The 20,659-nt window shown below is 68.8% G+C and carries 21 protein-coding genes; 16 read left to right on the top strand and 5 right to left on the bottom strand.

The features are described 5' to 3' along the window. Positions 1 to 12 precede the first annotated feature (12 nt). Both ABD693_RS06520 and ABD693_RS06515 read left to right on the top strand, forming a co-directional pair. The gene (locus ABD693_RS06520; protein ID WP_344696214.1) at positions 13 to 393 is read left to right on the top strand and encodes a hypothetical protein; all 381 of its coding nucleotides are present in this window, start codon (positions 13 to 15) and stop codon (positions 391 to 393) included. 34 nt (positions 394 to 427) lie between these two features. Then, complete coding sequence (locus ABD693_RS06515; protein ID WP_344696212.1) at positions 428 to 808, top strand: hypothetical protein; 381 nt, start codon at positions 428 to 430, stop codon at positions 806 to 808. Between the two features lies 1 nt (position 809). Here ABD693_RS06515 and ABD693_RS06510 read toward each other — a convergent pair whose 3' ends face one another. Beyond that, complete coding sequence (locus ABD693_RS06510) at positions 810 to 1,793, bottom strand: DUF3667 domain-containing protein (RefSeq protein ID WP_344696211.1); 984 nt, start codon at positions 1,791 to 1,793, stop codon at positions 810 to 812. A gap of 124 nt (positions 1,794 to 1,917) precedes the next feature. Between ABD693_RS06510 and ABD693_RS06505 the strand changes: the two genes are divergently transcribed. The 11 genes from ABD693_RS06505 (at position 1,918) to ABD693_RS06455 (ending at position 11,015) form a co-directional block, all read left to right on the top strand. Beyond that, positions 1,918 to 2,514: a nicotinate-nucleotide adenylyltransferase gene (locus tag ABD693_RS06505; RefSeq protein WP_425567263.1), complete on the top strand. Its 597-nt coding sequence runs from the start codon at positions 1,918 to 1,920 to the stop codon at positions 2,512 to 2,514. 1 nt (position 2,515) lies between these two features. Continuing rightward, a complete protein-coding gene (gene rsfS, locus ABD693_RS06500) occupies positions 2,516 to 2,884 on the top strand; it encodes a ribosome silencing factor (protein ID WP_344697584.1) in 369 nt (122 codons plus the stop codon). A 1-nt stretch (position 2,885) separates the two neighbouring features. Beyond that, positions 2,886 to 3,308, top strand: a complete 423-nt coding sequence (locus ABD693_RS06495; protein ID WP_344696209.1) for a 23S rRNA (pseudouridine(1915)-N(3))-methyltransferase RlmH — start codon at positions 2,886 to 2,888, stop codon at positions 3,306 to 3,308. Positions 3,309 to 3,311: 3 nt separating this feature from the next. Further along, positions 3,312 to 4,433, top strand: coding sequence for a murein hydrolase activator EnvC family protein (locus tag ABD693_RS06490; RefSeq protein ID WP_344696208.1), 1,122 nt, complete (start codon positions 3,312 to 3,314; stop codon positions 4,431 to 4,433). A gap of 37 nt (positions 4,434 to 4,470) precedes the next feature. Further along, entirely contained in the window at positions 4,471 to 5,793 is a 1,323-nt protein-coding gene (locus ABD693_RS06485; RefSeq protein WP_344696207.1) for a S41 family peptidase, read from the top strand. After that, complete coding sequence (locus ABD693_RS06480; protein ID WP_344696206.1) at positions 5,793 to 6,299, top strand: disulfide bond formation protein B; 507 nt, start codon at positions 5,793 to 5,795, stop codon at positions 6,297 to 6,299. The genes ABD693_RS06485 and ABD693_RS06480 overlap by 1 nt, the downstream gene beginning before the upstream one ends. Positions 6,300 to 6,343: 44 nt before the next feature. Then, positions 6,344 to 6,835, top strand: coding sequence for a demethoxyubiquinone hydroxylase family protein (locus ABD693_RS06475; RefSeq protein ID WP_344697583.1), 492 nt, complete (start codon positions 6,344 to 6,346; stop codon positions 6,833 to 6,835). A gap of 53 nt (positions 6,836 to 6,888) precedes the next feature. Beyond that, entirely contained in the window at positions 6,889 to 7,293 is a 405-nt protein-coding gene (locus ABD693_RS06470; RefSeq protein ID WP_344696205.1) for a hypothetical protein, read from the top strand. Positions 7,294 to 7,375: 82 nt separating this feature from the next. After that, entirely contained in the window at positions 7,376 to 8,188 is an 813-nt protein-coding gene (locus ABD693_RS06465; protein ID WP_344696204.1) for a DUF1206 domain-containing protein, read from the top strand. 62 nt (positions 8,189 to 8,250) lie between these two features. Next, complete coding sequence (locus tag ABD693_RS06460) at positions 8,251 to 9,495, top strand: putative DNA modification/repair radical SAM protein (protein ID WP_344696203.1); 1,245 nt, start codon at positions 8,251 to 8,253, stop codon at positions 9,493 to 9,495. Next, a complete protein-coding gene (locus ABD693_RS06455; protein ID WP_344696202.1) occupies positions 9,492 to 11,015 on the top strand; it encodes a UdgX family uracil-DNA binding protein in 1,524 nt (507 codons plus the stop codon). Before ABD693_RS06460 ends, ABD693_RS06455 begins: the two co-directional genes overlap by 4 nt. Here ABD693_RS06455 and ABD693_RS06450 read toward each other — a convergent pair. The 4 genes from ABD693_RS06450 to ABD693_RS06435 all read right to left on the bottom strand — a co-directional run bounded on the left by ABD693_RS06450 (position 11,012) and on the right by ABD693_RS06435 (position 18,017). After that, positions 11,012 to 13,108, bottom strand: a complete 2,097-nt coding sequence (locus ABD693_RS06450; RefSeq protein ID WP_344696201.1) for a TonB-dependent receptor — start codon at positions 13,106 to 13,108, stop codon at positions 11,012 to 11,014. The two genes, ABD693_RS06455 and ABD693_RS06450, sit on opposite strands and share 4 nt — an antisense overlap. Positions 13,109 to 13,244: 136 nt before the next feature. After that, positions 13,245 to 16,646: a chromosome segregation protein SMC gene (gene smc, locus ABD693_RS06445; RefSeq protein ID WP_344696200.1), complete on the bottom strand. Its 3,402-nt coding sequence runs from the start codon at positions 16,644 to 16,646 to the stop codon at positions 13,245 to 13,247. A 43-nt stretch (positions 16,647 to 16,689) separates the two neighbouring features. After that, the gene (locus tag ABD693_RS06440) at positions 16,690 to 17,433 is read right to left on the bottom strand and encodes a DsbA family protein (RefSeq protein ID WP_344696199.1); all 744 of its coding nucleotides are present in this window, start codon (positions 17,431 to 17,433) and stop codon (positions 16,690 to 16,692) included. Next, positions 17,430 to 18,017, bottom strand: coding sequence for a DUF721 domain-containing protein (locus ABD693_RS06435; RefSeq protein ID WP_344696198.1), 588 nt, complete (start codon positions 18,015 to 18,017; stop codon positions 17,430 to 17,432). The genes ABD693_RS06440 and ABD693_RS06435 overlap by 4 nt, the downstream gene beginning before the upstream one ends. A 27-nt stretch (positions 18,018 to 18,044) precedes the next feature. Between ABD693_RS06435 and ABD693_RS06430 the strand changes: the two genes are divergently transcribed. The 3 genes from ABD693_RS06430 to ABD693_RS06420 all read left to right on the top strand — a co-directional run bounded on the left by ABD693_RS06430 (position 18,045) and on the right by ABD693_RS06420 (position 20,659). Continuing rightward, the gene (locus ABD693_RS06430) at positions 18,045 to 19,031 is read left to right on the top strand and encodes an A/G-specific adenine glycosylase (protein ID WP_344696197.1); all 987 of its coding nucleotides are present in this window, start codon (positions 18,045 to 18,047) and stop codon (positions 19,029 to 19,031) included. Then, positions 19,021 to 19,866, top strand: coding sequence for an NAD(+) diphosphatase (nudC, locus tag ABD693_RS06425; RefSeq protein WP_344696196.1), 846 nt, complete (start codon positions 19,021 to 19,023; stop codon positions 19,864 to 19,866). The genes ABD693_RS06430 and nudC overlap by 11 nt, the downstream gene beginning before the upstream one ends. A 64-nt stretch (positions 19,867 to 19,930) precedes the next feature. Further along, positions 19,931 to 20,659: a c-type cytochrome gene (locus ABD693_RS06420; protein ID WP_344696195.1), complete on the top strand. Its 729-nt coding sequence runs from the start codon at positions 19,931 to 19,933 to the stop codon at positions 20,657 to 20,659.

The following is a 20,659-nucleotide window of genomic DNA, read 5'->3' as shown; positions in this document are numbered from 1 at the left end:
ATGTCTTCGGGTATGCGTCCCTTTGTCGTTTTCGGGCTCCTTGCCCTTTCCGCCGCCGTCCCTTCCGCCGCCGCGGCGCCCGGGACCGCCCAGAACTTCCTTCAGCGGGCCGAGCGGCTCATGGGCAAGGGTCCGCTTGCGCTGGTCGACGGCGATTACAAGCGTCTGCAGCGCGAGGGCACGGCCGCGGGCGAAAGCATCCAGGCCGATCGTGTCGCCGCCGAGAAGGGGGGCAGGCCGATCCTTTATTGCAGCCCGAAGCCGCGGGCCGACCTCGGCAACATGGAATTCATCAAGGCGCTTCGGCAGATTCCGCAGGCGCAGCGCGAGCGGATGAGCCTCAAGGCCGCGATGCTCGTCGTCCTGCAGCGCAAATATCCCTGCAAGCGCTAGGCACCGTTCCTTTCCGAACAAACTGGGGGTTTGAATGATCAGGCATTCGTGCGGGCTGCTTGCGGCCCTGTTCCTGGCGAGCGCCGCAAGCGCGCAAACGATGCCGCTTCAACAGTTCGTCGAGCGCGGCAACAAGCTCGAGGGGCTGGGGCCGCTTGCCCTGTTGCACCAGGGTGAGATCAAGGAACTCCAGACCGAACTCACCGCGGCGGTCAACAAGCTGCGCGAGGAGCGGCTGCGGGCGCAGAAGGTCGGGAAGAAACCGACCTACTGCCCCCCGGCGGGATCGAACCTGAAGCTCAATCCGCAGCAGTTGCTCAAGGAATTGCGGGTGATCTCCGCGGGCCAGCCGAAGTCGGCCACGACCACCGACGGCATGCGCGTCTACCTGCGCAAGCATTACCCCTGTCCCTGAGCTAGTCGATCAGGCCCAGCGCTGCGACGATGACTCCGAACAGGCCAAGCGCGAGTGAGGCGAAATTGAGGAGCACGAAGGTTCGCAGCGCAGCGCTCCACCAGCGCAGCCGGTAGGCGCCCTTCAACTGGCGATACATGTGGACCGGAACCAGCAGCGCGAGCAACGCGACCCACCCGCCCATCCCCGCCATCACCAGCAAGCTCCCTGAAAGGATCAGGAGCATCATGAAGGACAGCGAATAGGTCACGAACACGGCGTGATCGAACACGTGCTTGGGCCGGAGCGGAAACAGCAGGAACATGAAGGGAAGCGACAGCGGAATGAGCGCCCAGCTGTATTTGGACGCTGCCTCCTGCACATGGCTCATGGCTTCGCGCGGATTGCTCTCGACCTTGCGGATCACCTTGACGAGCCACGGGGGCGCCCCCTCGCTGTTCGTGGTGATGCTGCCCGAAATGCCGTCGCGCTTATAGCCCTCTAGCCGAGCAAGATCCTCCTTCTCGCCGCTGATCTTCCGATCGAGTGAGGCCGTTGCCGTCCCGGCCTGGGCCGCGGCCTGTCGCTGCTTCTCGAGATTTTCGATGTTCGTCTTCGTCTTGGCGATCGACCGATCGACGTCGCCGTTGATTCGGATCGGCCCCGCGGTGCCGCCGGTCGAACCGGTCGTCGCGCTCAGGGCCGCGAACATCAGGAAGACGCTGAAGAGGTAAAGGGCGATCGGCGAGATGAAGCGGGCGCGCTGACCCTCGACATAGCGGCGGGTAAGGTCGCCCGGGCACCAGGCGAGCATCGGCAGCGTCCGCCAGAAACGGCTTTCGAAGTTGAACAGGCCGGCGACGAGATCGCTGAAGAAGGCGGCGAGCGAGCGATTGACCCGTGCCTTCTGCCCGCACGACGCGCAGAAAGCTCCGGTCAGGGCTGCCCCGCAATTGAGGCACGACGCCCCGCCTTGTCCCGTCAATGTGCGCTCGAACGCGTTCATGCCTTCCCCCTGGCCGTCGCCAGATTGGCAGAGGCCGAGCGGCCCTGCTAGCCCCGTCGGCGTGACACGGCGCATCGGTCTTCTCGGCGGAAGCTTCAACCCGGCGCATCGCGCGCACCGGGCGATGAGCCTTGCTGCCGCCAAGGCGCTCGACCTCGACGCCGTATGGTGGCTGGTCTCGCCCGGCAATCCGCTCAAGCCCAAGGCGGGCATGGCACCGTTCGAGGCACGCTTCGCCTCTGCCGAAAATATGGCGCGCCGCTCGATCATCGAGGTCAGCGACATCGAGCGCCGCCTCGGCACGGTCTACACCGTCGACACCCTCGCCGCGATCGTCCGGCGCTACCCGCGCGACCGCTTCATCTGGCTGATGGGCGAGGACACTGTGGCGCAATTCCATCAGTGGAAAGGCTGGCGGCGGCTGGCCCATATCGTGCCGATTGCCGTATTAAGCCGTCCCGGGTATGATGACGATGCTCGCACGGCCCGCGTCGCGAGCTGGCTCAGGCGCTTCGTCCGGCCCCGGAGCCAGCAGAAGCATTGGACGCGTTGGAGTGCCCCTGCGATCGTCTTCCTGAGGCTTCCGCCCGACCGGACGTCCGCTACGCAGCTCCGCGCCGCCAACCCCCATTGGCACGAATCCCTCGCTCGGCACACGAGCGGGCAGTCGTGCGTTGACCCAAATGAAGAAAACAGGAGAGACCTTGGCCGACACCCCTGAGCTGGCCGGCGCCCGCGCCCCGGCTTCCGTCGATGACATTCACGCCGCGGTGATGCGCAGCCTCGACGACGATCAGGCCCTCGACATCGTCTCCATCCCGCTTGCCGGCAAGTCGAGCATCGCCGACCACATGGTCATCGCCTCGGGTCGGTCGACCCGGCAGGTGGCGAGCATGGCGGCCAAGCTCGCCGACCGCCTCAAGCAGGATCACGGCAAGCTGGTCCGGATCGAAGGCCTGCCGACCGCCGACTGGGTGCTGATCGACGCCGACGACGTCATCGTCCACCTCTTCCGCCCCGAGGTTCGCAGCTTCTACAATCTCGAGCGCATGTGGGCGTTCGGGGACGAGAAGGCGGCCGCGGCGGGCTGAGTTGCTCCTGCACATCATTGCGCGCGGCAAGATCGGCCGTTCGCCCGAGGCGGAGCTCACCGACCGTTACCTGAAGCGGCTGACCTGGCCGGCAAAGATCACCGAACTGCCTGATCGCGGCGGAACGGTGCCGGCGCCGCTCACGCCGGCGGTAACCGTGCTCCTCGACGAGCGCGGCAAGGCGCTCGCCTCGTCCGACTTCGCCGAACGGATGCAGGCCTGGCGCGAGCAGGGTATGCGCGAGTGCCGCTTCCTGATCGGCGCTGCCGACGGCCACTCGGACGAGGAGCGCGGCCGCGCGGACCTGCTCCTCAGCTTCGGTCCCGCCACCTGGCCGCACATGATGGCCCGCGCCATGCTCGCCGAGCAATTGTATCGCGCGACGAGCTGGCTTGCCGGGCACCCTTACCATCGGCAAGGCTAGGCCATGCGCCGCCGGCTGTTCCTGATCGCCTGCACTCCCTGGCTCGTCTCGGCGAGCGACCCGGTCGCGGTCGCGGCCCGTGAAGCGCAGGCAGCGGTGGCCGAGCAGCAACGGCTGGAGCGTGAGGCGCAGGGCGCCAAGTCGCAGGCCGAGCGCGCCGCGGCCGACAGCGCGGCCGCCGGTCAGGCGCTGATCGCGACCGAGGCCAGGATTGCCGCGGGCGAAGCCGAGCTCGCGGCCTTGCAGCGCCGCCGAGAGGGCCTTGCCGCGCAGCTAGCGGCGGCGCGGCGCCCGGCGAGCGCCTTGCTCGCGGGCCTCGCCGAAGCGGGCCGCAAGCCGGCGTGGCTTTCGCTGGTCGGGGCGGGCAATGCCGAGCAGCAGGTTCGGCTCGCGGCGCTGGCGCGGACGGTCGGACCCGAGGTCGAGCGACGCTCGTCGACGCTCAAGGGCCAGCTCGCCACCCTCGCCACGCTCGAACGGCGCCAGCGCGATCTCCAAGCCCAGCTCGGACGCGACCGGCTCGCGGCGGCGGAGGCGCAGCAGCGCTTCGCCGACAAGGAAAAGGCCGCGCTCGCATTGGCAAGCCAAAAGGGCGCGCAGGCGTTCGTCGCCGCCGACCAGGTTCTTGACCGCAGCGAGCGGACCGCTTCGCTACAGGGCGAAGCCGAGCAGCGCCGCGCGGCGCTCAAGCAGGCGGCCGTGCTCGCCAAACTGCCTCCGTCGGCGCCGCGCCCGACCGCGCCGGAAGGCGGCGCACCTGTTCCGCCGATCGCCTGGCAGGTGCCCGCGGGCGGCGCCGTGACCGCCGGTCTCGGCGAGCTGATGAGCAACGGTGTCCGCGCCCGCGGCGTGACGATCGCCGCCGTGACTGGGACGCAGGTGGTGGCGCCGGCCGCCGGCAGGATCGTCTTCGCCGGACCCTTCCGTCGGCGTCCGGGGCTGGTCATCATCGACCATGGCGGGGGCTGGGTGACGCTGCTCGGCAACGTCCGTCCAAGCCTCCGCGTCGGCGACCGGATCGCCGCCGGCGACCCCGTCGGCCGGGCCCTCGGCCCCGTCACCGCCGAACTGTTCCGCGACGGTAAGGCGGAGCCCGCGGCCCTCATCGCCCGTTCATCAGGCTAGCTGTTAAGTGGGCGGGTAAATGGCTAGAAGCGAGTCCATGATCCGCAAGCTCCTCCCGCCCGTCGCCCTCCTCGGCGCCCTGGCCCTCGTTCCGCTCACCACCGCCACCGTGGCTGCGGCCGACGCCGACACCTACAAGGAGCTCGAAACCTTCATGGGGGTGTTCGAGCGGGTGCGCGCGAACTACGTCGACAAGGTCGACGATCATCAGCTCATCAAGGGTGCGATCGACGGCATGCTCGCCAGCCTCGATCCGCACAGCAGCTATCTCGAGGCCTCGGACTTCCAGCAGCTGAAGACGACCACCGACGGAAATTACGGTGGCCTCGGCCTCTCGGTCACGCAGGAGGACGGCACCGTCAAGGTAATCTCCCCGACCGAGGACACGCCGGCCGACCGCGCGGGCATCAAGGCGGGCGACTACATCACCCATCTCGACGGCGAACTGCTCTATGGTCTCGACCTCGACCAGGCGGTCGAGAAGATGCGCGGCCCTCCGGGGAGCGCGATCAAGCTGACCATCGTCCGCCCGGGCCGCGACAAGCCCTTCGACGTGACCCTGAAGCGCGAGCGGATCGAGCTTCGCCCGGTCAAGTGGGAGATCAAGGACGGCGTCGGCGTCCTCAACATCAATCAGTTCTCGGCCAATGTCGGCGAGCAGGTCGCCGCCGCGCTGACCGCGATGGACAAGGCCGCCGGCGCGGCCAAGCCGGTCGGCTACATCATCGACCTGCGCAGTAACCCGGGCGGCCTGCTCGACCAGGCGGTCGCCGTCAGCGACGCCTTCCTCGAGCGCGGCGAGATCGTCAGCGAGCGCGGCCGGGCGAAGGGCGACATCGAACGCTTCTATGCCCGTCCGGGCGATCTCACCGGGGGCAAGCCGCTGATCGTGCTGGTCGACGCAGGCTCGGCGAGCGCTGCCGAGATCGTCGCCGGCGCGCTTCAGGACCAGCGCCGGGCGCTCGTCATGGGTGAACGCAGCTTCGGCAAGGGCTCGGTCCAGACCGTCATCCAGCTCGACCAGACCAGTGCGCTACGGCTCACCACCGCGCGCTATTACACGCCCTCGGGTCGTTCGGTGCAGGCGGGCGGGATCGATCCGGACATCGTCGTGCCGCAGCTCAGCGACCCCGACTACAAGGATCGCCCGACTGTCCGCGAGGCCGACCTTCGGCGTCACTTGATCAGCCAGAACAAGGTCGACGACAAGCTCCTCGAGAAGGACGTCACGGTCGATCCGCGGTTCGACATGACCGCCGCCGAGCTCGAGAAGAAGGGCATCAAGGACTTCCAGCTCGACTATGCGGTGAAGGCGCTGCGCCGCCTCGCGAGCGGTCCGGCGGTCGGCAAGGCCGGCTGATGGACGCGCGGACGGGCTCGATGGCGATGGCGCGATCGGATGGGCGCCTTCGGCTTGCGCAATGGCTGGCGGTCGCGGTGCCGGGCGCCTTGCTGCTGGGTGCGCTCGGGTCGCAGCTGATCGGCGGCCTGATCCCGTGCGAGATGTGCATGTGGCAACGCTGGCCGCACCTCGTCGCGTTGGGCTTTGCCGCCTTGTCGTTCGGCGCGTCGCGTCAGGCCCGCCCCGCGGTGCTGATCGCCGCCTTGGCGATCGCGGCGAGCGGCGCGATCGGTGTCTTCCACGCCGGCGTGGAATATGGCTGGTGGCAGGGGCTGACGGCCTGTTCCACCGGCTCGTTGGGCGCGACCGGGGACGAGCTTCTCAAGTCGATCCTCGCCACCCCCCTGGTCCGCTGCGACCAGGTCCAGTGGTCGCTCCTTGGCATTTCGCTCGCGGGTTGGAATGCCCTTCTTTCCCTTTCTTTCGCAGGAGTGATTGCGTGGCTGGCGTCGACCAAGCACTGAACCGGGGGTCGAAGCCGGGTGACCGGCAGCCCGACCTGCACTCGATGCTTCGGGTCGACCATGCCGGCGAATACGGCGCGACCCGTATCTATGCCGGACAGCTGGCGGTGCTTCGCGGCGGCTCGCGCGCGGCGCATCTGGTGACGCACATGGCGGCGCAGGAAGACCGCCACCTCGCCCGCTTCAATCAGCTGCTGGCCGAGCGCCGGGTCCGCCCGACGCTGCTCCAACCGCTCTGGCACGTCGGCGGCTTCGCGCTCGGCGCCGTGACCGCGCTGATCAGCGAAAAGGCCGCCATGGCCTGCACCGAGGCCGTCGAGACCGAGATCGACCTCCATTACGCCGAGCAACTCGAGGAACTGCGTGACCGCGACCCCGAGCTCAGCGCCGACATCCGTCAGTTCCAGGCCGAGGAGCTCGAGCACCGCGACACCGCGCGCGAGCATGGCGCGCTCGAAACGCCCGCCTATCCGGTGCTGAGCTTTGCCATTCGCGCCATCTGCAAGGCCGCCATTGCGGTCTCCAAGAAGGTCTAGTCGCGGAACGCCGCGCGGCCCCAAGCGCTGAAGCGCCTGAAAGGACGAGTAGAATGAAGACCCGCATGTTCATCGCCCTGACCGCCCTTACCGGTGCCGGTCTCGCCGCCGCACTGCCCGCCGGCGCGCAGCAGGCCCAGCAGCGCACCAGGGAAATCATCGTCTACGGCAACGACCCTTGCCCCCGCGCCACCGACGACAGCGTCGTGGTCTGCGCCCGCCGCCCCGAAAAGGATCGCTATCGCCTGCCCGAGGCCTTGCGGCCGAGCGGACCGCCGCAGCTCAGCCAGAGCTGGCAGGTCCGCTCCAAGCAGCTCGCCACGATCGGCCAGACCGGCCCCGGCACCTGCTCGGGCGTCGGCCCCGGCGGCAACATCGGTTGCGGGCTGAAGGAAATCCAGCAGGGCGTCGCCGAGCGCAACGAGCAGGAAGCCGCCGACACCGCGCCGGGTCAGTAAGACCTCGGCGCCGATTCGCCGTGACAGCGGCGGAACGTGGCGGGCGCGACACGGGTTAGGCCTCGCGAGGAGACCTGACCCGATGCGAACCGACCCCAGCGCTGCCATGACCCTGCTGACCCGCCTGGGGTTCGCAGCGCGTGGCCTCCTTTACCTCGTCATCGGGATACTGGTCCTGCAGACCGGCCGGACCGAGGATCCGAGCGGCGCGCTCGGGGTGGTCGCCGAGGGTGGCGGCCGAATGCTTCTCATCCTGATGATCGCGGGCTTTCTCGCTTACGGGCTTTGGCGGTTGAGCGACGCTGCGTTCAACATCGAGCGTCACTCGTCCGACGGGCGGGGGATGCGCGAGCGGATCGGCGCGGCGGTAAGCGGCATCGTCCACCTGCTTCTCGCCTGGCAGGCGATCAGCTTGCTGCAGGGCACGCGCTCGTCGACCGGTAGCGGAGGCAGCGGCGCCGAAGAGGGCGCAAAGACGGCGCTGCAGCTTCCCATGGGACAATTCGCCCTCGAACTCGCGGGCCTCGTGCTGCTCGGGGTCGGGGTCGCGCAGCTGGTGAAAGCCTGGAAGGCCGACTTCCTCCAGCATCTCGAACCCGGCGTCGCCCGCCAGCCGTGGGCGCGCTGGATCGGGCAGGGCGGGTTTGCGGCACGCGGTCTCGTCTTCCTCATCACCGGCGGATTCCTGGTCGGCGCCGGGCTGAAGGAGCGCTCGACCGAAGCCGGCGGAATGGCCGAAGCGCTCGACTGGCTGACCTCGCCTTGGGACACGATCGTCGCCGCGGGCCTTCTCCTGTTCGGCCTTTACTGCCTGATCGAGGCGCGCTTCCGGGTGCTGAACGACGTCCCCGTCGGCGACCTCGCGCACAAGGCGCGCGCCAAGCTCCCAATCTGACCTAAGCCCAAGGAAAGACCGGAAAAGCTTGCAATCGCGGACCGGGAACATATACCGAACACATGGCGCAACTCGACACCCGCGAGAAGCTGGCGATCCTCGCGGACGCCGCAAAATATGACGCCAGTTGCGCGTCGAGCGGGACGTCCAAGCGTAACAGCGCGGGCGGGAAGGGGCTCGGTTCGACCGAGGGGTCGGGCATCTGTCACGCCTATGCGCCCGATGGTCGCTGCATCAGCCTGCTGAAGATCCTGCTGACCAACAGCTGCGTGTTCAACTGCCATTATTGCATCAACCGGAAGAGCTCGAACGTCCGCCGCGCGCGCTTCACCGCGCAAGAGGTCGTCCAGCTCACCCTCGCCTTCTACAAGCGCAATTACATCGAGGGTCTGTTTCTCTCCTCGGGCATCATCAAGTCATCGAATTACACGATGGAGCAGCTGGTCGAGGTCGCGCGGTCCTTGCGCGAGGATCACGACTTCCGCGGCTACATTCACCTGAAGACTATCCCCGACGCCGATCCCGAGCTCGTTCGGATGGCTGGGCTTTATGCCGACCGCGTGTCGATCAACGTCGAGCTGCCCACCGTGCCCGGCCTCAAGCGGCTCGCGCCCGAAAAGAGCGCGGGCCAGATCGAGGGTGCGATGCTCGGCATGAAGGGCGCGATCGAGGACGGCCGGGACGCCAAGAAAAAGTATAAGTCGGCCCCGAGCTTCGCTCCTGCGGGGCAGTCGACGCAGATGATCGTCGGAGCAGATGCCGCGACCGACAGCGACATCGTCGTCAAGGCAAGCACGCTCTACGACCGCTTCAGCCTGCGCCGCGTCTATTATTCGGCCTTCTCGCCGATTCCCGACGCCAGCGCCGTGCTCCCGCTTCAGCGCCCCCCGCTGATGCGCGAGCACCGGCTCTACCAGTCGGATTGGCTGATGCGCTTCTATGGCTTCAAGCCGGAGGAAGTGGTCAGTGCCGCCGAGCCAGACGGGATGCTGCCGCTCGACATCGATCCCAAGCTCGCCTGGGCGCTCAAGTTCCGGGAGTATTTCCCGGTCGACGTCAATCGCGCTAGCCGCGAACAATTGCTGCGCGTGCCGGGCCTCGGCACGAAAGCGGTCGATCGCATCCTTCGCTCGCGCCGCTTCCGCACCTTCTCGCTCGACGACGTTGCGCGACTGACCGTCAGCGTCGCGAAGATCCGCCCCTTCATCGTGACCAGCGACTGGCGCCCGACCCTGCTCACCGACCGTGCCGACCTCAAGCGCTGGATCAAGCCCGAGAAGAGCCAGCTCGAACTGTTCGCGGCATGAGTGACGCGAACGGTCGGTTCGGCAATTCCGCCGACCTGTTCGACAGCCGGCTCGGGCTCGGCGGCAAGGCCGGCGTGCTGCTTCCCGACGGGCCGCAGATCGACCCGCTCAAGATCACGCTCGACCAGCCCGACGACTTCGACGGGTGGCGCGAGGCGGCGCGCGAGCTGGTGCTTGCCGGCGTTCCGCCGATGAGTGTCGTCTGGCAGGTCGCCGGTGACGATGGCGAACTGTTCGGCAGCGAGGGCGCGGTGCCCCCGGCCGCCGGCGGCGAACCGATGTTCTCGGTGCCCAAGCCCTTCATCGACCTCGCCAAAGCCGCCATTTGTCATTCCGAGCCGCAGCGCTTCGCCCTGCTCTACAGCCTGTTGTGGAAGCTCAAGGCCAATCGCAGAGCGCTCGAGGACCGCGCCGATCCGCTGGTCGACCGGCTCGAGAAACTGGCCAAGGAAGTCCACCGCGACGCGCACAAGATGCATGCCTTCGTCCGCTTCCGCGAAGTGGAGGAAGGGGACGGCACCCGCTTCGTCGCCTTCTTCGAGCCCGACCACCACATCGTCCGGCGTGAAGCGGGCTTCTTCGTGCGCCGCTTCACGACCATGCGCTGGTCGATCCTGACGCCGGAACTCTCGATCCACTGGGATCCCGCGACCGAGAGCCTGACCGAGGGGCCGGGCGCGACTCGGGCCGATGCGCCCGACGGCGATCCGCTCGAGGAGACGTGGCGGACCTATTACGCCAACATCTTCAATCCTGCGCGCCTCAAGGTGAAGGCGATGCTCAAGGAGATGCCCAAGAAATATTGGCGCAACATGCCCGAGACCGCGCTCGTTGCCCCCCTGATCGCGGGTGCGCGGGCACGGGAGCTGGAGATGATCGAAAAGGCACAGGCGGCGCCGCGGACCGGCGGCAACATCGAGGGAGCCTGGGCGGCGCTGCGGCAGGAAGCGATGAGCTGCACTCGCTGCGACCTTTTCCGCTGCGGCACGCAGACGGTGTTCGGCGAAGGGCCACTCGACGCGCGCATCTTCTTCGTCGGAGAGCAGCCTGGCGACCAGGAGGATCTGGCCGGCCGGCCGTTCGTCGGCCCGGCAGGACAATTGTTCGACGCGGCGCTTGAGAAGGCGGGGATCGAGCGCTCCACCACCTACGTCACCAATGCGGTCAAGCACTTCAAATTCGTGCTTCGCGGCAAGAAGCGCATCCACTCCAAGCCCGACACCGCCGAGATCGAGGCCTGCCGCTGGTGGCAGGAGCAGGAGCGCGCGATCGTCCGCCCGCCGCTCACCGTCGCACTTGGCGCCACTGCCGCGCGGTCGCTCACCGGCAAGACGCTAACCATCACCAAGGCGCGCGAGGCGCCGCTGACCCTCGCCGACGGCAGCGAATGCTGGGTGACGGTGCACCCGAGCTTTCTCCTTCGCATCCCCAAGGAAGAGCGCCGACGCGAAGAGCGGGCGCGCTTCGTCGAGGACCTCCGCCGGATACGTGCGCGGAGCGAGGAGCTCGCCGCCGCCTAGAAGTCGGCCTTGAGCGTCAGCCGCGCGGTGCGGGGGGCGCCGGGCGCGATATTGTTGTCGTTGTGGGCGGTCGGGAAATAGCTCCGATTGGTGAGGTTCTCGACGTTGAGCTGCGCTTCCACGCCCGGCATCAGCTTGTAGTAGAGCGCCCCGTCGAGCCGCGCATAGCCCGGCAGCACGGTCGCGGTCTGGTTGAGCGAGGCATAGCTCTTCGAGCGCGCGAGGAGGCCGAGGCCCGCCGCGAACGGCTTGCTGACCTGATACTTCGACCAGAAGGAGAAGCTGTGGCGCGGGACGAGCGGGACCTTGCGGCCGGCGGGCGCATTGCTGACCGCGCTGCGGATCTCGCTGTGTTGCAGCGCATAGCCGGCCGACACCTGCAGCCGCGACGCAATGCTCCGCTCGAGCCCGATCTCGAGCCCGCGGTTGCGGGTCGAACCCGACAAATAGACGATGTTGGTCACGGGATCGCGATACTGGCTGTTGGTCCGGTCGAGCTGATAAACCGCAGCGGTCGCCAGCAGGCCGTCGAGCACTTCCCACTTTGCGCCGGCCTCGAGATTGTCGAACCGCTCGGGCTTGAGCTCCGACGTGATCGAGGTCAGCCCGCTGAACTGGTCGCCCGACTGAGGGAGGAACGAGCGCGAGAAACTGCCGTAGAAGGACAGTTCGCGGCGCGGCTTCAGCACCACGCCGACGCGCGGCGAGACCAGCTCCTCGGTCCGGCGGAAGGTCGGCACGGTCGCCCGCGCGTCGTCGACCGAGAGGCGGAAGCGATCGAAGCGCAGACCAGCGACCAGCTCCAGCCAGTCGGTGGGTCGAAGCTGCGTCTGGACATAAGCGGCACCGACGGTGGCCTTGGTCCGGTTGTCGGCATCGCTCGCCAGCGTCGAATAGGTGATGGTCCGGTCGACCGTGGTCACCGGCAAGGTGACGCTGCCCGCGCTCGTGCCGCTCATCCGGTGATTGCGGCTGGTCTGGCGGGAGAGCTCGAACCCGGCGAGCCAGGTCTGGTCGATCCCGCCGAGCCGACCGTCCCACACGAGGTCGGTCTGGCTGATCAGGTTCTTGCGATTGTTGCGGCTGTTGTAGGCGCCAAGCGACACCGTTCCGGCCGCCGAGACGGCGCTGCTCGGGAAGATGTTCTGATAGAATTTGTCGTAGTCGGCGAACTGCGAGCGGTGGCGGAGCAGCAAGTTCTCGCCGAACTTCTGCTCGACCGCGAGCGTCGCGATCCGGACATCGGCGTCCGAATAGCTGTCGGCGGGATCGCCGAAGAAGGCGCTGTCGAAGCCGGTCAGCGGACGCCCGGCGCGCGAGGGGACGCCGCGGTCGGTCGTCCGGCGGTCGTGGAAATATTCGTAGGAGAGGTCGACGCGCGTGTCGGCGCCCGGCTGCCAGCCGATCGTCGGATTGATGCCGTAGCGCTTGACCTTGGTGAACTGGCGGAAGCTGTCGCCATGCTCCCACACGCCGTTGACGCGCAGGCCCAGCGCGCCGCCCAGCCGGATGTTGTCGTCGGCGGTGAGGCGGGTGCCACCCTCGGTGTCATGGCCGATGATGAACTGCTGATGGTTCTTGAGCGTCGCGCGCTTGGTCACGCGATTGACGATCCCGCCGCCGCCGCCGCGCCCGAAGATCATGGCGTTCGGCCCCTTGAGCACCTCGACCCGGTCGAGATTGTAGAAGTCGCGGAAATATTGCGCGTCGTCGCGCAGGCCGTCGACGAAGAAGTCGGCGGTCGTGTTGTTGCCGCGGAGCGTGAGCTGGTCGCGATTCGCCTCGCCCGTGCCCGGGGTCGCACCCGGCACGAACATCAGCAGGTCCGCGACCGAACGGAGCGCCTGGTCCTCGATCTGCGCCTCGGACACCACCGAGATCGCCTGCGGGATGTCCTTGAGGGGCGTATCGGTCTTGGTCCCGGTGATGGTCGACTTGACCCCATATTCCTCGCGCTTGCCGGTGACGGTGATGACCTGCGTCGGCTGTTCGGCATTCTCGGCCGCGCCAACGATCACCTCGCCCGCGATGGCAGGGGCGGCTGGCACGACGACAATGGTGGCGCCAGCGAGGGCGCGAGCAAGGGTACGCAAGGGTTGTTCCTTCGAGAACGCGGGATCGTTTCGGTTCGCTATTGCTAAAGCTAATGAGAATAATTCGCAACAACGGGAAATATTTGTTCGGAATCTCTCATCACAAGGCCAGCAATGAGTGATTTTGCCGCTGAGCCTATTCGGCGGCGAGCAGTTCCTCGGCGCCGCCAAGATCGACCGACACGATCCGGCTCACGCCCCGCTCGACCATGGTCACGCCGTAGAGCCGGTGCATCCGGCTCATCGTCACCGCATTGTGCGTGACGATGAGATAGCGGGTGTCGGTCTCCGCGGTCATCCGCACGAGGAGGTCGCAGAAGCGCTCGACATTGGCGTCGTCGAGCGGCGCATCGACTTCGTCGAGGACGCAAATCGGGGAGGGCTTGGTCAGGAAGAGGGCGAAGATCAGCGCGACCGCGGTCAGCGCCTGCTCGCCCCCCGACAATAGCGAAAGGGCGGTCAGTCGCTTGCCCGGCGGCTGCGCCATGATCTCGAGCCCGGCCTCGAGCGGATCGTCGCTGTCGATCAGCGCGAGATGCGCCTGCCCGCCGTCGAACAGGGTCGTGAAGAGGCTTCGGAAGTGCCGATCGACCGCTTCGAAGGCGGAAAGCAGCCGCGCGCGACCTTCGCGATTGAGGCTTCCGATCGATCCGCGCAGCCGGTTGATCGCCTCGGCCAGTTCGTCGCGCTCGGCCGCGCCCTGCAACCGTGCGCCTTCGAGTTCGGCAAGCTCCTGCTCGGCGACGAGATTGACGGGCCCGATGCGCTCGCGGTCGGCTGTCAGCCGCTCGAGCGTCAGGCTTTCCTCGGCGGAATCGGCGAGGTCGTTCGCGTCGAAGCCGAGCTTGCCCGGGAGGAGCGGGGGCGGGCATTCGAACTTCTCGCCGCAGACCCTGCCATATTCGATCCGCCGCGCGACCTGCGCTTCGGCGCGCGCCGAGGCCGCGGCCCGCTGCTCGCGCGCGCTCGCCATTGCCTCGTTTTCGCGCGCAAAGGCGGCGGCGATGTCGGCGAGCGCCTGCTCGGCTTCGCGTTCGGCGGCCAGGGCGGACGAGAGGAGGGCGCCTGAGCCGCGCACTGCCTGCTCGACCTTGGCGACCTCGCCCGTCAGCCGCTCGGGCTCGCCGACCAAAGCCTCCTTCTCCTGCGCGACGCGCTCGGCCCGGACTTGCGTATCGTCGATCCGCTGCGCCGCCGCCTTGGCTCGTTCCTCCCACGCCGACTGCTCGCGCGCCGCCGCAAGCTGCCGCTCGCGGTCGCTGGTCGCGGTGCGCGCGGCGGTGGCGAGGTCGGCGCGTCGTTCGGCCAGCAGCCGGCCCCGTTCGGCCGCGAATGCGCGGGCCTCGGCGAGCGCAGCGGATAACGCATCCTCAGCCGGAAGCGCCGCGATCGCGGTTTCGGCCTGGACCACCGCGTCCCGCGCCGAGGCGTGGACCGGCGCTAGCTCGGCCTTCCTCCGTTCGAGCGACTGTGCCTGTTGCTGCTGGCGCTCGAGCGCCGCGCTTGCCGTGTCTTCCTCGCGCCGGGCCTGCCGCGCGGCGACCTCGGCGGCGGCCAGGGAAGCCTTCGCCGACTCGAGCGCCCGCCCGGCATGCCCGAGCTTCTCTGAGGCCATTGCCTGCGCCGCCGCCGCCGCCTCGCGGCTCGCGACCAGCCCGGGCAAGGCGGCTTCGAGGGCGGCGAGGCGATTGGCCCGGACAAGCCGCTCGGCGGCCGCGGCACCATTGCCGCGGCTGACGAAGCCATCCCACCGCCGCAGTCGTCCGTCCTTCGTCACCAACCGCTGCCCCACCGCCAGCGACTGGCCGATGTCCTCATCGGCCACGCCGACCTGCGCGAGGCGACGGGCGAGTTCGGGTGGGCCCTCGACATGGTCGGCCAGCGCGACCAGCCCGCTCCCGAGCGGCGGATCCGCTTCATCACGGGCCGCGCCGCCCCAGCCGCGCTCGCCGTCACCGCCGAGCGGGGCCCCCAGATCATCGCCGAGCGCGGCCGCGAGCGCCTTCTCATAGCCCGGCTCGACGGTCAGCAGGTCGAGCACCCCGCGTCCCGCCGTGGTCCGCAGCGCCTGCCCGAGCGCCTTGATCTCACTTGCATGGGCCGCCTCGAGCGAACGCGCCTGCGACAGTGCAAGGTCGGCCTGCTCGCGTTCCGCCGCGGCCGCCACGCGCTCCTCCTCGGCCGCCGCGATCGCCCGTTCGGCCGCGCCTGCCGCCGTCACCCCTTTTTCGGCTCGAGCCGCCGCCGCGTCGCGCGCCGCCCGGAGAGCGTCTTCCGAGGCAAGCTCGGCCATGCCCCGGTCGAGCGACTGCAATTCGGTTTCGAGCCGCGCGGCCTGCGCGCGGGCGGCGGTGAGCGCGGCAAGGGCGACCTGCCGTTCGGCCTTGAGCGCTGCTTCGCGCGTCAGCAGCCCCGCTAGCGCCGCCTCAGCCGATCGATTCTCTTCCTCGGCCTTGGCCAGCGCGCGCACGAGCTGGTCCTGCCGTGCCTCGGACTCGCCGAGCCGTTGGCCAATCGCCAGGATCTCGGCGGCGAGCGCGCCGACCGCCTGCTCGGCATCGACGCTCAGCGCCTGCTCGCGCTCGCGCTCGGTCCGGAGCGATTCGCCGAGCCGGTCGAGCTCGACCAGCCGCCGCCGTGCGGTGTCGAGCGCGGCGCGGCAGGTGGCGAGCCGGTGAGCCAGCTCCTGTCCTTCCTCACGCGCCCGGGCGGCGGCCTTGCGACGATCGGCGACCAGCGCCGAGGCAGTGCCTTGCGCTTCCTGCGCCCGGCCGAGCCGCTCGCCGCAGGCTTCCACCGCCCGCATCGCCGAATCGGCTTCGGCGCTGGCGGCGCGGGCAGCGGCATCGGCCTCGGCCCACCGCCGGTAGATCAGCCGTCCTTCCGCCAGCCGGATCCGGTCGGTCAGCGCCCGGTAGCGTTCCGCTGCGCGCGCCTGTCGCTTGAGGGCGGCGGCACGCACTTCCTGGTCGCCGAGCAGTTCGTCGAGCCGCTGGAGGTTAGCCTCGGTCGCGCGGAGCTTCTGTTCGGCGTCCTTGCGGCGAACATGCAGGCCGGCGATCCCTGCCGCTTCCTCGAGCATCTGCCGGCGCTCCGCCGGCCGCGCGGAGATGAGCGCGCCGATCCGCCCCTGGCTGACGAGCGCAGGCGAATGCGCGCCAGTCGCCGCATCGGCGAACAGCAGCGACACGTCCTTCTGGCGGACGTCGCGCCCGTCGATCCGGTAGGCCGAGCCCGCGCCGCGCTCGATCCGCCGCGTGACCTCGCTCTCCTCGGCCTCGTCCTCGACCAGCAGCGAGACCTCGGCGAAGTCGCGCGCGGGCCGCTGGGCGGTGCCGGCGAAGATGACGTCCTCCATGCCCCCGCCACGCAGGGACTTGGGGCTGCCCTCGCCCATCACCCAGCGAAGCGCTTCGAGCAGGTTCGACTTGCCGCAACCGTTCGGCCCGACGATACCCGTCAGCCCCGGCTCGATCCGAAGATCGGCCGGTTCGACGAAGCTCTTGAAGCCGGTCAGCTTGAGGCGGCGAAACCGCACGTTGGCGTCACTCCCCCCGGAATGCGAACGCGCTCCTCGAAAATCAGAGCGCCTTCTTGATCGCCCCTTCGAGCTGGTCCCAGGTCGGGGTGCCGGCGGTGATGTTCACGACCTCGCCGTTCAGCAGGAAGGTCGGCGTGCCTTCGATCTGATACTGGCTCGAGGCGTCGCTCACCATCTGGACCAGGCGATCGATCTCGGCCTGGTTCGTCAGGCACTGGCCGGTCTTGCCCGACGGAAGCCCGCGCTGCGCCGCCCATTCCTGCAGCCCCGTATAGCCCGCCATCTTGGTGAACTGCTGGACCGGGGTCATGCCCTGAAGGCCCGCGAGTTCCTGCTGCGGCACGGCCTGGAGCCGGTCGAAGAAGCTCTTCTGGTCGGCGTAGATGCCCTGCGTCAGGTCGAAGAACTGCGGCGTCGCGCCCGCGCAGCGGGTGATGAGCGAGGCGGTGATGTCGAGCGGATCGCGCACGAAGTTGCGGAATTCGAAGCTGACATTGCCGGTCTTGACGTAATTCTCGACGAGCTTGGGCTCGCCTTCCTTCGAGAATTCGGCGCAGTGCGAGCAGCTCATCGAGCCGAACTCGACGATCTTCACCTTGGCCTGCGGATTGCCCATCAGCATCCCGCCTTCGCTGGTCTGGCTGACGAGCTTGGTCCAGTCGCCGTTCGGGGCCTGGACCGGCGCCGCGGACGGGCTGTCATTGGCCGCGGTCGGCTCCTTCTTGCATGCCGAGGCGCCGAGCACGAGCAGGCTGGCGGCAACGGCGAGGGAGAGCTTTTTCATACGTCCTGGTCACTCCGTTTGGTCGATGGCGTCAATTTGAATGGGGCGGCGACGATCCTCGGCGGCCCTTCGGCCGCGGCGATCTTGCCGGCAAGGCTTTCGAGCACGGTGCGCAATTCGGGATCGGCGATCTCGCGCAGGCCGTCGCCGAGGGCGCGCGGGACCGGGGCGGGCCGGGGGCGATCAAGCTTGGGCAAGGCGGTCGATCTTGCGCCGTGCCGGAAGACGACCTTTACCACCGCCTCGTAGCCGAAGAAGCGATTGACCCGCTCCATGATCATCGGCGCGAGATGCTGGAGCAAGGGCGCCTGGGCACCCTCGACCGCCAGCGTCAGCGTGCCGCCGCTCTTCTTGCCCGCGGGAAAGCGGATCGATTCGGGGGTCGAGACCTTGGCGTAGCGATCGCCGACGATTTCCTTCCAGCGCGCGACCACCGCGCCCTGGACGAAGCCGAAGCGCTTGAAGGCCATCCCGCCGATGTCGATCGCGAGGTCGCCCGCCTTGCGCGCGCGACCCTGCCGCGGCGCTTCCGCCGGCTTGGCGCGGCGCGTCGCGTCTTTCGCGGCAGGCTTTTTGTTCGACATGGGCGCGGGTCATGCCATAGGCGCGGCATGGACGCTACCGCGGCAGCGAAGCTTCTCGATCACTATGCGGCGAATGCCCGCGACCTGCCGTGGCGGCTGGCGACGCGCGATCCCTATCGCACTTGGCTGAGCGAAGTGATGCTTCAGCAGACCACCGTCGCGACCGTGACCCCGCGTTTCCGCCGCTTCCTTGAGCGCTGGCCCACGGTTCAGGCGCTCGCCGCCGCGCCCGAGGAGGAGATCCTCGGCGAGTGGGCGGGGCTCGGCTATTATGCCCGAGCCCGCAACCTGATCGCCTGCGCGCGCGCCGTAGCCGAGCGCGGCCGTTTTCCCGCAACCGAAAGCGAGTTGCGCAAGCTGCCGGGCCTCGGTGCCTATACGGCGGCGGCAGTGGCGGCGATCGCGTTCGGGGAGGATGCGGTTCCGGTCGACACCAACGTCGAGCGCGTTGTCGCGCGCGTGTTCGGTCTTGCGAAGCGCGCCGATGTGCCGGCGGCGGCCAGGACCTGGTTCCCCGCCGGCCGCCACGGCGACTTCGCGCAGGCGCTGATGGATCTCGGCGCGAGCATCTGCCGGCCGAAGAGGCCGGCCTGCGATCGCTGCCCGCTCGCCGCCGATTGTCGCGCCGCCGCGCTCGGTACCCCCGAGGCCTTTCCCGCGCCCAAGGTGAAGAAGGAGCGGCCGCATCGCCATGGCGTCGCCTGGTGGATCCGGCGCGGCGACGAGGTCTGGCTGGTGCGCCGGCCGGCCGAGGGACTGCTCGGCGGCATGGCCTCGCTTCCGGGCCCCGAATGGACCGACGATCGCCCGCAGGTCAACGCGCTCGCCATCCACCGTCACGGCTTCACGCATTTCAGCCTCGACCTGCACCTCGTGCCGCAGGGCGATCCGCCGGCTGGGGAAGGCTGGTGGCAGCCGATCGCCGATCTCGCCGCCGCGGGACTGCCGACCCTTTACCGCAAGGCCGCCGAGGCCGCCCTTGCCGCCGAACGGGAGCCCAAACTTGCCGCCTGACATCTTCTTCGCCGGACCCGGCCTCGACCGCGCCGACGCCCTGCGCGGCCAGCCCGACGAGATTGCGGCGCTCGCGGCCTCGCCGACGGCGCGCCAGCTCGAATGGGAGTTCGGCCTGCCCGCGATCGACGAGCAGGGACGCTTGCGCTGGGGTCCGGTCACCGACCCCGAACTGTTCCTCGGCCTCGACGGCGACGAGCCCCGCTTCTCGGTGATCGGCCCCGAGGCCGGCGACCTGCGCGCGCAATTCAATCTGCTCGGTCATCTCTCGGCCACGGAGGCGCCGGTCTTCGCGGCGGCGACCAGCCTCGCGTCCTGGCATCGCCGCCACGGCTTCTGCGCTTCGTGCGGCGCGCCGAGCGAGATTCATCGCGGCGGCTGGGGTCGTCGCTGCACCCGCTGCGGGACCGAGCATTTTCCGCGGGTCGATCCGGTCGTGATCATGCTCGCCGAGCACGAGGGGCGGGTGCTGCTCGGCCGCCAGCCGCGCTTTCCGCCGCAGCGCTATTCGGCGCTGGCCGGCTTCGTCGAGGTCGGCGAAAGCCTCGAGGCGGCGGTCGCGCGCGAATTGTTCGAGGAAGCGGGGGTGCGGGCGCATTCGGTCCGCTATGTCGGCAGCCAGCCCTGGCCCTTCCCCTCGTCGCTGATGGTCGCGTGCACCGCGCTGGTCGATGATCCCGCGCTGGTGGTCGACACGACCGAACTCGAGGACGCGCGCTGGTTTACCCGCGACGACGTCGCGGCCGCGCTCGCCGGCGAGGACGCGGCGAGCTTCGTTGCGCCGCCGCCCTTCGCCATTGCCCACAGCCTCCTCGCGCACTGGCTGGCCGCTTGAAAGGCAAATGGCCTGCCCCTAAAGGAGCGCCAGTTTTCTCGATCCATCGGACCTGCAGACATCCATGAAGGACAATAACAACACGATCGCCGGCTGGGTGCTGTTCGCGGGCATCGTCGCGCTTGGCGGGACCTTGGCGGCGGGCACCTACTTCAAGGCGGAGCGGCCCGAGAAGATGGGCTATCCGATCGAGGGCGTGGTCGAGGAAGGTGCCGGCGGCGCCGAGGCCGAAAAGCCGATCGAATTCTACCTTGCCAGCGCCGATCCGGCGAAGGGCGCCGAAGTCTTCAAGAAGTGCCAGGCGTGCCACAACGCCGACCAGGGTGGGGCCAACGGCCTGGGTCCGAACCTCTACCACGTGCTCGGCGAGCCGGTCGGCCAGGGTCGCGGCTTCGCCTGGTCCGACGCGCTGTCGGGCAAGGGCGGCACCTGGAACTTCGCCAACCTGAGCGAGTGGCTGGCCAACCCGAAGAAGTTCGCACCGGGCACCAAGATGACCTTCGCTGGCCTCAGCAATCCCGAGGACCGGGCGAACGTCATCGCCTATCTCAACCAGCAGAGCCCCGCGCCGCTGCCGATGCCGGCCGCGCCGGCCGAATCGACCGCGGGTGCCGCGCCTGACAAGGCTGCCGCCGAGGCCGCCGATGCCGGCGCGCAGAAGGCCGAGAACGAGCCGGTCCTGACCGAGCAGCAGGCGGCTCAGGGCGGCATGGCCAATGTCCGTGGCGAGGGCGCGCCCAAGGTCAGCGCGCCGGGCACCACGGCGACTCCGGCCCCCGGCCTCAAGAAGTAA

The sequence above is a fragment of the Sphingomonas rosea genome (genome assembly GCF_039538065.1).
Classification (GTDB): Bacteria; Pseudomonadota; Alphaproteobacteria; order Sphingomonadales; family Sphingomonadaceae; genus Sphingomicrobium; species Sphingomicrobium rosea.
Note: the sequence above shows the minus strand (reverse complement) of the source record. Positions and strands in the feature narration are given on the sequence as shown.